At 66.8% G+C, this 11,873-nt stretch carries 12 protein-coding genes; 5 read left to right on the top strand and 7 right to left on the bottom strand.

Annotation, left to right across the window (positions count from 1 at the left end; genetic code table 11):
* Positions 1-10: 10 nt before the first annotated feature.
* Positions 11-943 (bottom strand): DUF2520 domain-containing protein, encoded by a 933-nt coding sequence (locus RBR29_RS01205; RefSeq protein WP_320346413.1) that lies wholly within the window; start codon positions 941-943, stop codon positions 11-13.
* Between the two features lie 101 nt (positions 944-1,044).
* Between RBR29_RS01205 and RBR29_RS01210 the strand changes: the two genes are divergently transcribed.
* The 5 genes from RBR29_RS01210 (at position 1,045) to RBR29_RS01230 (ending at position 3,849) form a co-directional block, all read left to right on the top strand.
* Complete coding sequence (locus RBR29_RS01210; protein ID WP_320346414.1) at positions 1,045-1,740, top strand: AzlC family ABC transporter permease; 696 nt, start codon at positions 1,045-1,047, stop codon at positions 1,738-1,740.
* Positions 1,733-2,053 carry an AzlD domain-containing protein gene (locus RBR29_RS01215; protein ID WP_320346417.1) on the top strand — a complete coding sequence of 107 codons (321 nt, stop codon included), beginning with the start codon at positions 1,733-1,735 and terminating at the stop codon, positions 2,051-2,053. Before RBR29_RS01210 ends, RBR29_RS01215 begins: the two co-directional genes overlap by 8 nt.
* A gap of 47 nt (positions 2,054-2,100) precedes the next feature.
* Positions 2,101-2,583, top strand: coding sequence for a YajQ family cyclic di-GMP-binding protein (locus RBR29_RS01220; protein WP_320346420.1), 483 nt, complete (start codon positions 2,101-2,103; stop codon positions 2,581-2,583).
* Positions 2,584-2,683: 100 nt separating this feature from the next.
* Positions 2,684-3,055, top strand: a complete 372-nt coding sequence (locus RBR29_RS01225; RefSeq protein WP_320346422.1) for an MbcA/ParS/Xre antitoxin family protein — start codon at positions 2,684-2,686, stop codon at positions 3,053-3,055.
* A 2-nt stretch (positions 3,056-3,057) separates the two neighbouring features.
* Positions 3,058-3,849 carry an RES family NAD+ phosphorylase gene (locus tag RBR29_RS01230; RefSeq protein WP_320346424.1) on the top strand — a complete coding sequence of 264 codons (792 nt, stop codon included), beginning with the start codon at positions 3,058-3,060 and terminating at the stop codon, positions 3,847-3,849.
* 31 nt (positions 3,850-3,880) lie between these two features.
* On the opposite strand, the gene RBR29_RS01235 is transcribed toward RBR29_RS01230, so the two are convergent.
* The 6 genes from RBR29_RS01235 to RBR29_RS01260 form a co-directional block, all read right to left on the bottom strand.
* On the bottom strand, positions 3,881-6,529 hold the full coding sequence (locus RBR29_RS01235) for an AAA family ATPase (protein ID WP_320346426.1): 2,649 nt from the start codon (positions 6,527-6,529) through the stop codon (positions 3,881-3,883).
* Complete coding sequence (locus RBR29_RS01240) at positions 6,526-7,653, bottom strand: DNA repair exonuclease (protein ID WP_320346428.1); 1,128 nt, start codon at positions 7,651-7,653, stop codon at positions 6,526-6,528. Before RBR29_RS01240 ends, RBR29_RS01235 begins: the two co-directional genes overlap by 4 nt.
* Positions 7,654-7,761: 108 nt before the next feature.
* Positions 7,762-8,187: a VOC family protein gene (locus RBR29_RS01245; RefSeq protein WP_320346430.1), complete on the bottom strand. Its 426-nt coding sequence runs from the start codon at positions 8,185-8,187 to the stop codon at positions 7,762-7,764.
* A gap of 45 nt (positions 8,188-8,232) precedes the next feature.
* Positions 8,233-8,358 (bottom strand): hypothetical protein, encoded by a 126-nt coding sequence (locus RBR29_RS01250; protein WP_320346432.1) that lies wholly within the window; start codon positions 8,356-8,358, stop codon positions 8,233-8,235.
* A complete protein-coding gene (locus RBR29_RS01255; protein ID WP_320346433.1) occupies positions 8,355-9,791 on the bottom strand; it encodes an efflux transporter outer membrane subunit in 1,437 nt (478 codons plus the stop codon). Before RBR29_RS01255 ends, RBR29_RS01250 begins: the two co-directional genes overlap by 4 nt.
* A partial coding sequence (locus RBR29_RS01260; RefSeq protein ID WP_320346434.1) for an efflux RND transporter permease subunit occupies positions 9,788-11,873 on the bottom strand: 2,086 nt, incomplete at its 5' end. The genes RBR29_RS01260 and RBR29_RS01255, both read right to left, overlap by 4 nt.

The raw sequence follows: 11,873 nt of genomic DNA on the forward strand, positions 1-11,873 counted from the left end.
CCCCACCCGATCAAGGCGCCCCAGGTTCTGGAGACGCATCCAGCACCTGCTCGACCCCTACGGCGCCCGCCGCGTCCAGACGCCCCGCCTGGCGCGCCAGGTCCACGCCCCGACGGCACAGGCGATCATACAGATCCCGCATGTCCGGATCGACGGCCTGCAGGGCCTGCCGATGCAGACGCACCGTCCCTGCATCCCCGCGTGACACGGGGCCCGGCATGCCGGCTGCCACCCCGCTGTGCGCCAGGGATTCCAGCGTGCCCCGCAAGAGCGGCAGCAGCGCATCCAGGGCCTGCTGCTCGGTCGCCCCCCAGGACTGCCACAGGCGCACGGCTTCGGCCAGCAAGACGTGGATATGCTGGGACGCGTAGCCCCCCGAGGCGTGATAGCGCGCACGCGCGCCCGGTGGCAGGGTCAGGCCCACACACCCCAGGCGGCGGGTCAATGCATGCAGCAAATCATCCAGCGGCGGCTCCGCCTCGATGGCCACAGTACAGCCGGGAAGACTGGCCAACGCTGCTCTGGGATCCGCGCCAAAGGCCTGCAGAGGATGAAAGCCACCGATCCAGGCACCCGCAGCTGCGGCCGGCTGCAATGCAGCGACCGGCGTGGCGCCACTGCAGTGCACGACCGACTGGCCCATCCGCCAGGGCACGGCACACGCGATTTCTGCAATCAGGGCGTCAGGCGAAGTCAGGAACACCAGATCGCAATCCCGCGCCACGGCCTGCAGCGTACCAACCCGGCAGTCCGGCAGCGCATCCGCCAGTGCCCTGGCGCTGGCCTGGGAACGGCTGGCCACCCGCACGACCGGAACCCCAGCGACCTGCAACGCCAGGGACAATGCCCGCGCCAACCGGCCCGCACCGATAAAGCCGACCCGCAGATCCTGCGGCTCAGGCAACGTCCGGGCCGCAGCCCGCAACTCGTGTGGTTCGTCCATCCGGCCCCCATGATCCCGTCTTGCCCAGTCCTTATAACAATCCTTACAATTGTAGGCTTTTGCGCCGTGAAGCCCCGGTGCACCGAACCCATTTTCTACCCATGCCCCGGCCCACCTCGAATACCCTGTCCATCCCCAGCCTGACCGCACCGGTCGCCATGGGCTACATCCCGCTGGGCGCAGTGTTCGGGTTCCTGTTCGTGCAGGCGGGGGGGCCCGGCTGGCTGGCCCTGGTATCCAGCCTGCTGATCTATGCCGGTGCGGCCCAATTCATGATGGTCCCGATGCTGGCTGCCGGTCTGCCGATCGGCGCCATCGCCCTGGCCACCCTGGTGCTCAACCTGCGCCATGTGTTCTACGGCCTGTCACTGCTGAACACGCTGCCGGCCAACCGCTGGCTGCGCTGGTACAGCATCTTCGCCCTGACCGACGAGACCTATTCCGTCCTGACCGCATTGCCGGCCCGGGAACGGGCGCCGCGCATGGCCCTGCTCAGCGCCCTGAACCAAGGCTGGTGGGTCCTGGGTACCGCACTGGGAGCCGTGCTGGGCGCCCAGGCCCAGGTCGGCCTGACCGGACTGGATTTCGTGCTGGCGGCCCTGTTCGCCGTCCTGGCGGTCGAGCAGTGGCGCGCGCGGCGCGACGCCGTGCCGGTCTGGGTCGCAGCCGCCGCCTATGCGGCAGGCAACGCCCTGATGCCATCCCAGGCGCTGGCCATCGCCATTGCGCTCTGCCTGCTGGCCACCGCCCTGCGGCCGGCCCGGCCCGCGCCAGCCGCGGAGACCGCACATGACTGACACCGGCTATGTACTGGCCGTCATCGCGCTGATGGCGCTCGTGACAGTCCTGCTGCGCGCCCTGCCCTTCATCGCCGGCCACTGGCTGCGCCGTCATCCCATGGTCCACAAGCTGGGGGCTTCCTTGCCCCTGTCGATCATGGTCCTGCTGCTGATCGATGCCGCCGCCGGCCAGGCGCGCGCCCATGGCGGCCTGCCCTGGCAGGAACTGGCCGCCGTCATCCTGGTGATCCTGCTGCAATGGCGCACGCGCCAGCCACTGCTGAGCATTGCGGCGGGGACCGCGCTGTACGTGGGTCTGCGGGCGCTGTAAGCCTACAATCAGGGGATCGTTTCCATCTTCTTTCAGGAGTCCGCTCCATGCCCAGCTTTGACGTCGTCTCCGAAGTCGACAAGCACGAACTGACCAACGCCGTCGACCAGGCCAACCGCGAACTCGCCACCCGTTTCGATTTCAAGGGCACGAATGCCAGCTTCGAGCTGGAAGGCTACGTCGTCACCCAGGTTGCACCCAGCGCCTTTCAACTGAAACAGATGATCGACATCCTGCGGGGCCGCCTGTCGGCACGCGGCATCGATGTGCGCTGCATGGACGCGGCCGAACCCCTGGAAAACCTGGGCGGCGCGCGCCAGAAAATCACCATCCGCCAGGGCATCGAGCAGGCCGTGGCGAAAAAACTCATCGCCGCCGTGAAACAGGCCAAAATCAAGGTCGAAACCCAGATCAACGGCGACAAGCTGCGCGTATCCGGCAAAAAGCGCGACGATCTGCAGCAGGTGATCGCCCTGCTGCGCAAGACGGACGTCGATCTGCCGCTGCAATTCCAGAACTTCCGCGACTGAACGAACGGCCTTGCGGTCGGGATCAGGGCACTGCACAGATTGTGCAATTCGCACATGAAATCCATAATATGTGCTGAATGAACATTTTATGGACTGTGCCATGACTGCCCTGCCGAATACCACGCCTGCGCCGGACGCCGTGCTGGCCAAGGCCGTCCTGCGGGCCGCCGAACAGCTCGGCCTGCGCCAGGCGGGGCTGGCGGACGTCCTGGGCATGCATCGCACCGCCATCAGCCGGATGAAAACCGCGCAATCGCTGGACCCCGCATCCAAACAAGGCGAACTGGCCCTGCTGCTGGTACGCCTGGCGCGCGCCCTCTATGCGCTCACGGGCGGCGATGTCGAATGGATCCGGCACTTCATGCACGCCCCGAACCGCGTCACCGGCGGCATTCCGGCCGAACAGATCACCACGATCCAGGGGTTGGTGACCGTCCTGCGCTTTGTGGACGCCATGCGGGGCAAAATCTGACCATGCGCCAGCACGACACCGCGCCGCAGACCTGTCCCGGAACCGGGAACCTGTGGCAGGACTGCCGGGGTGAACAGCACATCGGCCCGATCCAGGGTCTGCTGTACCGCCTGGTCGAAAGCCAGGAGCACATCGCCACCCTGGGATACGTGGACACGCTGGAGGAACAGGCGGTCCTGGAGGCCCTGCTCGACCAGGCCAAACCGCCCTGGCCTGTCGAAAGCAAGCGCCTGCATTACCTGCTGCGCACCCCCTTCCGCTATCCGCCACTACCCTGGGGATCGCGTTTCGGACGGCCTCATGAGCCCAGTCTGCTGTATGGCGGCCGGGACCTGGGCGCCACGCTGGCCGAATCCGCGTATTACCGCTTCGTGTTCTGGCATTCCATGGCTGCGCCTGCGGCCGGGGACAGCATCCAGAGCCAGCACACCCTGTTTTCGATCGGCTATCGCACGGAACATGGACTGCGGCTGCAGGCACAACCCTTTGATGCCCACCGAGCTGCGCTGACCGATCCCGCGCACTACCAAGCCACACAAGCGCTGGGAACCGACATGCGCACAGCAGGCGTCGAGGCATTTGAATACCGTTCGGCGCGCGATCCCGCGCAGGGTTTGTGCGTCGGTCTGTTCATACCACAAGCCCTGGCGAGCCGATCCCCCCGGGACATGCGACCCTGGCTGTGCCAGCTGAGCGCCCGGGAAGTCGCGTTCAAGCCGGTCGGCGACCGTGCCGTCCAATCCTACCCACTTGACGCATTCCTGGTGCAGGGCCGGCTGCCGATGCCCGCATAGCCGCGCAACAGCCAACGCAGCCCCAAGCGTCTTATGCGATCCGCAGCGCATCCATTTCCACGACTCGCGCTCCCAGGTCAAGCCAACGATCGGGATGGCAGGTGAACAGCAGGACCTGATGACGCTGCGCGGCATCGAACAGGACGCGCTTCATGCCGTCCAGGCGATCGCGGTCACTGTGCACCAGCGCGTCGTCCAGGATGATCAAGGTGGGCCGGCCCGCTTCACGCAGCAAGTCGGCATAGGCCAGACGGCTGATCAGACCCATTTGTTCGCGCGCGCCAAAGCTCAGGGCATCCACCGATTCATGCAACAGCCCACCCGGCCCCTGCCGGACCAGGCGTTCAGGCAGCAGTTCCTCGTCCACATCCAATCGCGCCTGAGGGAACAGCAATTCCAGATAATGATTCAGATACCGCTGCAAAGGCGCCAGAATGCGGCGAGTCAGTGCCTGACGGCCTGTACGCAGCAGATCCAGCAGCAGATCCAGGGCTGCGGCCCGGCGTTCCAGTTCGTCGCGCCGGCGACCGACGAATGCAGCCTCTCGTGCCAGATCGGCGCGCTGCTCTTCCAGGCCATGGGCACCCAGGGCTTCGAGTCCGCTCTGGATCCGGATGGATTCTTCGCGGCGTGCGTTGGCGTCCTGTTCGAGTCGCGCAGCCGTCAGCGCAAAGCGCTGCGCATCCTGCTTGAGCACTTCTGGACGGGCGGCTGCGATCCGCGCATCCAGGGCGTCCAGCGCCTGCCGCAACGCCGCTTCCTGGGCCTGCAACTGCTGCAGCCGGATCGCCAGATCCTGCGCCTGCCGCTGCCGATCCGGCGCCTGAAGCGCCTGTTGCAAACGCTGCCATTCGGCCTGGGCCGTGCGGCTGGCCTGCTCGGCCAGCACGAGTGCCTGGGCCTGCTGCGCCGCGTGCCGCTCCTGAGCCTGCAGACTGGCCCGCGCAGACTCCAGTTCGCGTTCCGCCGCTGCCTCGTCGGGCATCTCGGGCGTTGAATCCGGCGCATCGGACGCCAGCGCCGACAGCGCCTCGGATACCTCCCGACGCCTTTGCCCGGTCAGGGCCAGACGGCTTTCCAGGGCCTCCACCCCCTGTGGCGCCAGGCCGCCCAGGCGAGTCGCGTGCAGATCGATCTCCTGTTGCAAGGCCCGCGCCTGATCGGCCTGGTCTTCGGCCTGTCGCAAGTCGGCTGCCCCCAGGTCGGCCAGCAAGGCATCGATCTGGCGACGGTTTGTCTGGCAGCGGCGGGCCAGATCCGCCACATCCTCGCCCCCGGGCCGGATGCGCAACCGGCCAATGCCGGGCACATCCAGATCCATGGGCTCCAACAGCAAGCGTTCGCCCTGGCCGGTCAGCGTCTCGTCGCCCGCACGGATCTGCTGTTGCGGCAGCAGATCGTAGGCCAGGCGGGTGGCGGCGGCCTGGCGCACTGCATCGAGTTCCGCCAATGCCCGGTCCAGGGACCGCAGCTGCTTCAACGCAGATTCGTCCAGCCGGATGCCCTGGCGCCGGGCGCGCAGTGCCTGCACATCTGCCAGCAGGGCCCGCGCCTGCGCCAGATCGGCCTCCAGCCGCGCCTGTTCGGCCTCCAGCCGATCCAGATCCGCTGCCAGGATTGCCCGCCGGGCCCGACGACGCGCAGCCGACAGGCGCGTCTCGGCGCTGCGATAGGCCGCTTGGGCCTGCGCTACCTGCCCATCAACCCTGGGCTGATCCGCCTGCAGTTCGGCCAGGCGCAGCCCGGTTTCCCGCACCTCGCCAGCACGTTGCGCCAGTTCCTGCTGCTGGCGCTCATGCATCGCCATCTGGTCACGCACGTGCTGTTGGCTGGCGGCGCCATGTTCCAGATCCTGTGACAGGCGGCCCCGTTCCTGGCGCCAGGTCTCGACCTCGGTCAGCCGCGCCTCGGCCTCGGCCGCCTGGCGGCGGTAGGCTTCCCAAGGCCGGTCCGCGTCCTCGGCCTGCAAACGACGCAATTCGGCCAATCGATCCACCTGCTGGCGATAGGCGGCAATATCCCGATCGAGCGCCTCCAGGCGGCTCAGAACGTCTTCGTGCAGCTGCAGGACCTTGGCATATTCACCAGTGGGACGCCCCGTGGCCGTCAGCAGCTGCGCGCGCTCGGTCTCGACCCGGACGATCAGCGCATCCCCCGCGCTGCTGGCAACATCTCCCAGGTTTTCGCCCAGGGCAGATTTCAGATAGCGGCCCGCATGCGTCACCGGCACACGCAATTCCTGGCCTTCACCCTGCTCGATCCACAGCAGGCCGGGCACGCCCCAATGCTGGGCCTTGCTGGCGCCCTTGCCGGCGAACTGGTAGCCCAGCAGTTCCGCCAGTTTTTCCTCGGCCTCGTCGCCATTGAAACGCTGGCCGCCGATCTCCAGATCACAGCGTTTTTTCTTCAGGAATCGCTTGCTGAGTTTCCAGCGTTCCCCCTGCCATTCGAATTCCAGTTCCACACTGGGCGCAGCCGAGGTATCCCCCCAGGGCTGCAGGTCTTCGACCCCGCTGGATTTGAACCGTTCGAAGAACGCCGCCCGGATCGCCCGCACCAGCGTACTCTTGCCGGATTCGTTGGGGCCCGCGAACAGGTTCAGCCCAGGCTCCAGATCACGCACTTCCAGTGGCTCACGGAATTGCCGCAACTGGTCCACCCGCAGGCGCAACAGCCTCATGGCGCATCTCCCGCCGCCAGATCACCCAGCAAACCGGCCAGAATCGCCAGCGCCGCGCGCGCGGTTTCCGCATCCTCATTGTCAGCACCCTGGCGCTGACGCAGTTGCACGAGCACCTCGCCCACGTAGCCATCGGCCCGCAGGGCGGCGATGTCCTCGTCGGTCGGTTCCAGCCGTAAACCGGCCCGATGAATTCCAAGGCTGCGGCAACGGCCCTGCACCACGGACAAGGCCTGATCCAGACGCCGATCGCCCGCCAGGTCGATGGCCCCGGACAGCGTCAGATCCAGCACGGTTTCGGGCGGCAGGCAGTCCAGGCGCCCGATGAGCTGGTCCAGGTCGGATGCAACCGACAGGCGCTCATCCCAGGCCAGCCAGCAGTATTGGCCGATTTCCAGGGGTTCGACTGCAGGCACCCGGCCCGGGCCTGGTACGTCCACGCGCACCACCCGGCCCGAGGCGTTGTCCCGGAAACGTTCCGGCTCCGGCGTGCCGCTGTACACGGTGCGCTCATCGATCTGCTTGAAACCGTGCCAATCGCCCAATGCCAGGTAGTCCAGCCGCGCACGCGCCGCCCGGTCAGCGGCAATCGGATTGGGGGAATCGATGTCCTCGGCCAGGAGGCCTTGAACACTGCCGTGCGCCAGACCAATGCGTGCCAGATTCCCGGGGGTCTCTGCAGCATCGAACCACGCCGTCAGATCATCATGTGTCTGCCGCTGGGTCAGGGGCGCCGCCAGCACCGCGAAGCCCAGATCGGGAAAGGTGCGCACGCCCGGCTCCAACAGCAGATGCGCGTGGGGCGGCACGGCACCCAGCCGCTGCGCACGGGTCCAGACGCTTTCGGCCAGGGCGGCATCGTGATTGCCGGGAATCAGGATCCAGGGGCCTTGGTAGCCCTGCAGCGCATTGAACAAGCGCCGGATGGTGCGATCCGACACGGCCTGGGCATCGAACACATCGCCCGCCACCAGCACGGCGTCGATCGATTCACGCGCCGCCAGCGCGGCAATGCGCTCGACCGCAGCGTACCGCGCCTCGGCCAGGACCGTGGCATCCTCGGGAGCGAAACGACCGTACTGGCGGCCGATCTGCCAATCGGCAGTATGCAGAAATCTGGGCATGGACGGGATATTGACACCGACTCCGGCCCCGAGTCAAAGTGCCAACGGCCCGCACGCGCCCGGCTTGCCCGGACCGCGCAGGCGCAACGACCGTTCAGGCCACCCCCCCTATTTGGCAAACAACTGTCCCAGGTCCTTGAACGCCTTGAATTCCAGGGCATTGCCACAGGGGTCGAGCAGGAACATGGTGGCCTGCTCGCCCACCTGACCCTTGAAGCGGACGTAGGGCTCGATGACGAACTGTGTGCCAAAGGACCTCAGGCGTTCTGCCAGTGCTTCCCATTGATCCCATTCCAGGACGATACCGAAGTGCGGCACCGGCACGTCGTGCCCATCGACCGGATTGGTGTGCGCGCTTTCCTGGGATGCCGTCCGGGGATGCTCGTGAATCACCAGCTGATGCCCGTAGAAATTGAAGTCCACCCACTGCGTGCTGGAACGACCTTCCTCCAGGCCGAAGACCTCGCCGTAGAAACGGCGGGCAGCCGGCAGATCGTAGACAGGGATGGCCAGGTGGAACGGGGACAGGCTCATGAAAGGCTCCAGGGGATGAAAAATGCCATTTGAAAGATCGCAGCTTCAATAATTGTAGGAGCGGATCGGGGAATGCACCATCCACCACCCCGCCTGGACACTGCCCTGGGCATGTTCGGCGGCGGGCTGGCCATCATGCGGGAATTCGGCAGGCAGGGCCTGCTGCGTCATGAAGCCCCGGTACGAGGCGGCGACGGCACATCCAGGCCCAGCGCCTTGCACAGCGCCACGATCTGCATCTGTGCCACCGTATCCTCCAGCGCCACCTGCCGGCGCAACTGGAACAGGGCGCGCTGGTTTTCCAGCACTGCCTGATAGCTGCCGGCCCCGGCGCGGTAGCGCCGATCGGCAATGTCAAAGGCAGTCTGGGCGTGCTGCCCCGCCTGCAGCAGCACCGCCAATTGGCGTTGCTGCTCGGCCAGCCGGGTCACTGCGTTCTCGACTTCTTCCTGTGCCGTGAGCAGCACCTGTTCGTAGCGCGCCAGCGCACCGTCCGACAAGGCCTCGGCACCGCGCAGGCGCGCGCGCGCATTACCCAGACGCAGTGCAGGCCAGGACACGGCGGGCGCGACCTGGAAGGCACGCGAAGCCGCACTGCCGAAATCACCGTCCCGCAGCGCAAAGAAACCCAGGAATCCCCCCAGGTCGATGCGCGGGTACAGTTCGGCCGTGGCCGCGCCTACGTCCTCGACGCTGGCGGCCAGCAAGCGCTCGGCCCGCACCACGTCGGGCCGTGCCAGAATCCGCTGGTTGACATCACCCAGCGGCAGCCGCGCCACCAGCGGCATGGCTTGCACGGCGCCCGGATCGGGTAGGCCGCCCTGGCCGGGTCGCTGACCGGCCAGCACAGCGAGCCGATGGCGGGCCTGCTGCAAGGATGCCGTCAACCCAGGAATCGCCGCCTCGCTGCGCAAGCGGTTGGTCTGGGCGTTTTCCACGTCTTCAGGCAGACCGGCGCCGGCACGCAGGCGCGCCTGGGCCAGCTGCACGGTGTCCCGCCAGCTGTCGGCTTCGCGCTGGACCCATTGCAGTTGACGGCGGTCGCCCTGGGCCTGGAACCAAGTGCGCGCAACCTCTGCCGCGATGCTCAGACGCACCATCTCCAGTTCCGCCTGACTGGCCTCGGTCCGTGCCTGCGCCGCCTGCTGCAACCGGTCCAGGCGACCGAACAAGTCGATCTCCCAGTGCACGTCGAAACCGGCCTGCCAGGATTCGGACAGGGTGCGCGCGCCGCCATTGCTGGCCTGCTGCTGAATGCCCCGGGTGTAGCCCGCGCTGCTGGTCACACCTGGCAGGCGGTCGAGCCGACGCTCGTCGAACACGGCCCGCGCCGCCCGCAGGCTGGCCTGGGCCTGACGAATATCGTGGTTGTGCGCCAGCGCCGCCTCGATCCACTGGTTCAGGCCGGCATCCCCAAACACATGCCACCACGCATCAGGCAGTGGCGCGGCGTCATTCGCAACCCATTCCGCCGCCTGCGGACTGGCCAGCACGATGGCCGGCGCCTGCGGCTGCCGGTACTGTGGCCCGACCGCGCAGCCGGCCAGTACCGTCGCCAGCGCCAAGGCCGCCCCAATGTGAAAACCGCTGGTATTCATTCTCATGTCGCTGCTCCCTCGGCCTGTGCGATATCGGCCAGCTGCCGGCTGCGGGCACTCTGCTTGCGGTGGTCGCGCGCCAGCCAGGTATAGATCGTCGGCAGCACGAACAGGGTGAACAGCGTGCCCACCAGCATGCCGCAAACGATCACGGCGCCCAGACCGAAACGGCTGTTGGCGCCCGCCCCGCTGGCAAACAGCAGCGGCACCACGCCAAAGGCCATCGCCCCGGTGGTCATCAACACCGGACGCAGACGGATCTGCGCGGCGCGGATGATGGCGGCACGGCGATTCAGCTGTTCATGCACTTGCAGTTCGTTGGCGAATTCGACCATCAGAATGCCGTGCTTGCTGATCAGCCCGATCAGCGTCACCAGCCCGATCTGGGTATAGATGTTCAGAGTGGCCCAGCCCAGCGCCAGCGGCAGCAGCGCACCGCAGATGGACAAGGGCACGGTGATCAGGATGATCAGCGGATCGACCAGACTTTCGTACTGTGCGGCCAGCACCAGGTAGATCACGACCAGGGCGGCCAGAAAGGCAAACACCAGCGCATTGCCTTCCTGCACGTACTGGCGCGATTCGGACTGCCAGTCGTGGCTGAAACCCGGTGGCAGTTCGGCCACGGCCTGTTCCAGAAAACCCACGGCCTGGCCCAGCGAAACGCCCGGTGCCGGGATGGCCTGCAGCGTGGCCGCGTTCTGCTGGTCGAACTGATTCAGCCGGTTGGGCTCCACACCCATGTCCAGCCGAGCAACCGTGGACAGCGGCACCAGGGTGCCGTCGCCGGTACGGACGTACTGCCGCGCCAGCGCCTGGGGCGTCAGGCGCTGCTCGCCCACACTTTGCGGGATCACGTCGTAGGAACGGCCGAACAGCGCAAAACGGTTGACGTAGTTCTCGCCCACCAGCACACCCAACGAATCACCGATGTCCTGCAGCGCAATGCCCAGGCTGGCGGCCTTGGAACGATCAATCGTCACCTGCACCACCGGGCTGTCGTATTCCAGGTCACTGTCCACCACCACGAACAGGCCGCTGTCGCGGGCACGTTGCTTGAGCTCTTCCATGGCGTCGTACAGTACCGGGTAGTCCTGCGCGCTGCGCAGCACCAGTTGCACCGGCAGGCCACCGCTGCCGCCCGGCAAGGGCGCCACCTGGAACACGAAGATATCGCTGCCAGCGATCTCGCCGACCGCACCCTGCAAATCAGCCACGATCTCTGGTTCCTTGCGCGCGCGCTCACCCCAGTCGGACAGTATCAGGCCGCCAAAACTGTGCGCCGGGCCGTCCGTGCCGTTAATGATCCACGTGCCCGTCGTCTCGGGCAGGCTGGACATGACGCGGTGCAGTTCGTCGGCGAAACGTTCCGCATAGTCCAGGCTGGCGTGCTGGGGTGATTTCACCGCCGCCAGGATCGCCGCCTGATCCTCTGGCGGTGCCAGCTCGCGCTGCGGCATCTGGTACAGCAACGGCAGACTCAGGACCACCAGCAGGGCGAAGCCACCGCTGAGCCAGCGATGCTGCAGCGACCAGGCCAGCACCCGGCCATAACGATCTGCCAGGCCACCAAAGACCGCTTCGGCCAGGCGGGCCATGCGGCCATGCCCGCCGCCCTGCTGGCTGGACTGCAGCAGCAAAGAACTCATCACCGGCGACAGCGTCAGAGCCACCACCCCCGAAACGATCACCGCCCCCGCCAGGGTCAACGCAAACTCGCGGAACAAGGCCCCGGTCAACCCGCCCATCAAGCCGATGGGCGCATACACTGCCGCCAGAGTCAGCGTCATGGCAATCACCGGCCCGGCAATCTCGCGCGCGCCGATCAGCGCCGCCGCCACCGGCGACCGGCCTTCCTCGATGTGGCGATGCACGTTCTCGACCACGACGATGGCATCATCCACCACCAGGCCGATGGCCAGCACCATCGCCAGCAGCGTCAGCAGATTGATGCTGAAGCCGAATGCCAGCATCAGCGCCGCCGCACCCAGCATCGACAGCGGAATGGCGACCACCGGAATCACCACGCTGCGCAGCGAACCCAGGCACAGCCAGATCACCAGCACCACGATCAGTACCGCCTCGACC

It is taken from the genome of Castellaniella sp. (assembly GCF_034007085.1).
In the GTDB taxonomy this organism is placed as follows: domain Bacteria; phylum Pseudomonadota; class Gammaproteobacteria; order Burkholderiales; family Burkholderiaceae_B; genus Castellaniella.

Coding starts and splice junctions, on each gene's coding strand:
- RBR29_RS01205 (WP_320346413.1), bottom strand. CDS start 943: ATGGACGAACCACACGAGTTGCGGGCTGCGGCCCGGACGTTGCCTGAG.
- RBR29_RS01220 (WP_320346420.1), top strand. CDS start 2,101: ATGCCCAGCTTTGACGTCGTCTCCGAAGTCGACAAGCACGAACTGACC.
- RBR29_RS01215 (WP_320346417.1), top strand. CDS start 1,733: ATGACTGACACCGGCTATGTACTGGCCGTCATCGCGCTGATGGCGCTC.
- RBR29_RS01225 (WP_320346422.1), top strand. CDS start 2,684: ATGACTGCCCTGCCGAATACCACGCCTGCGCCGGACGCCGTGCTGGCC.
- RBR29_RS01240 (WP_320346428.1), bottom strand. CDS start 7,653: ATGCCCAGATTTCTGCATACTGCCGATTGGCAGATCGGCCGCCAGTAC.
- RBR29_RS01250 (WP_320346432.1), bottom strand. CDS start 8,358: ATGACGCAGCAGGCCCTGCCTGCCGAATTCCCGCATGATGGCCAGCCC.
- RBR29_RS01230 (WP_320346424.1), top strand. CDS start 3,058: ATGCGCCAGCACGACACCGCGCCGCAGACCTGTCCCGGAACCGGGAAC.
- RBR29_RS01235 (WP_320346426.1), bottom strand. CDS start 6,529: ATGAGGCTGTTGCGCCTGCGGGTGGACCAGTTGCGGCAATTCCGTGAG.
- RBR29_RS01255 (WP_320346433.1), bottom strand. CDS start 9,791: ATGAGAATGAATACCAGCGGTTTTCACATTGGGGCGGCCTTGGCGCTG.
- RBR29_RS01245 (WP_320346430.1), bottom strand. CDS start 8,187: ATGAGCCTGTCCCCGTTCCACCTGGCCATCCCTGTCTACGATCTGCCG.
- RBR29_RS01210 (WP_320346414.1), top strand. CDS start 1,045: ATGCCCCGGCCCACCTCGAATACCCTGTCCATCCCCAGCCTGACCGCA.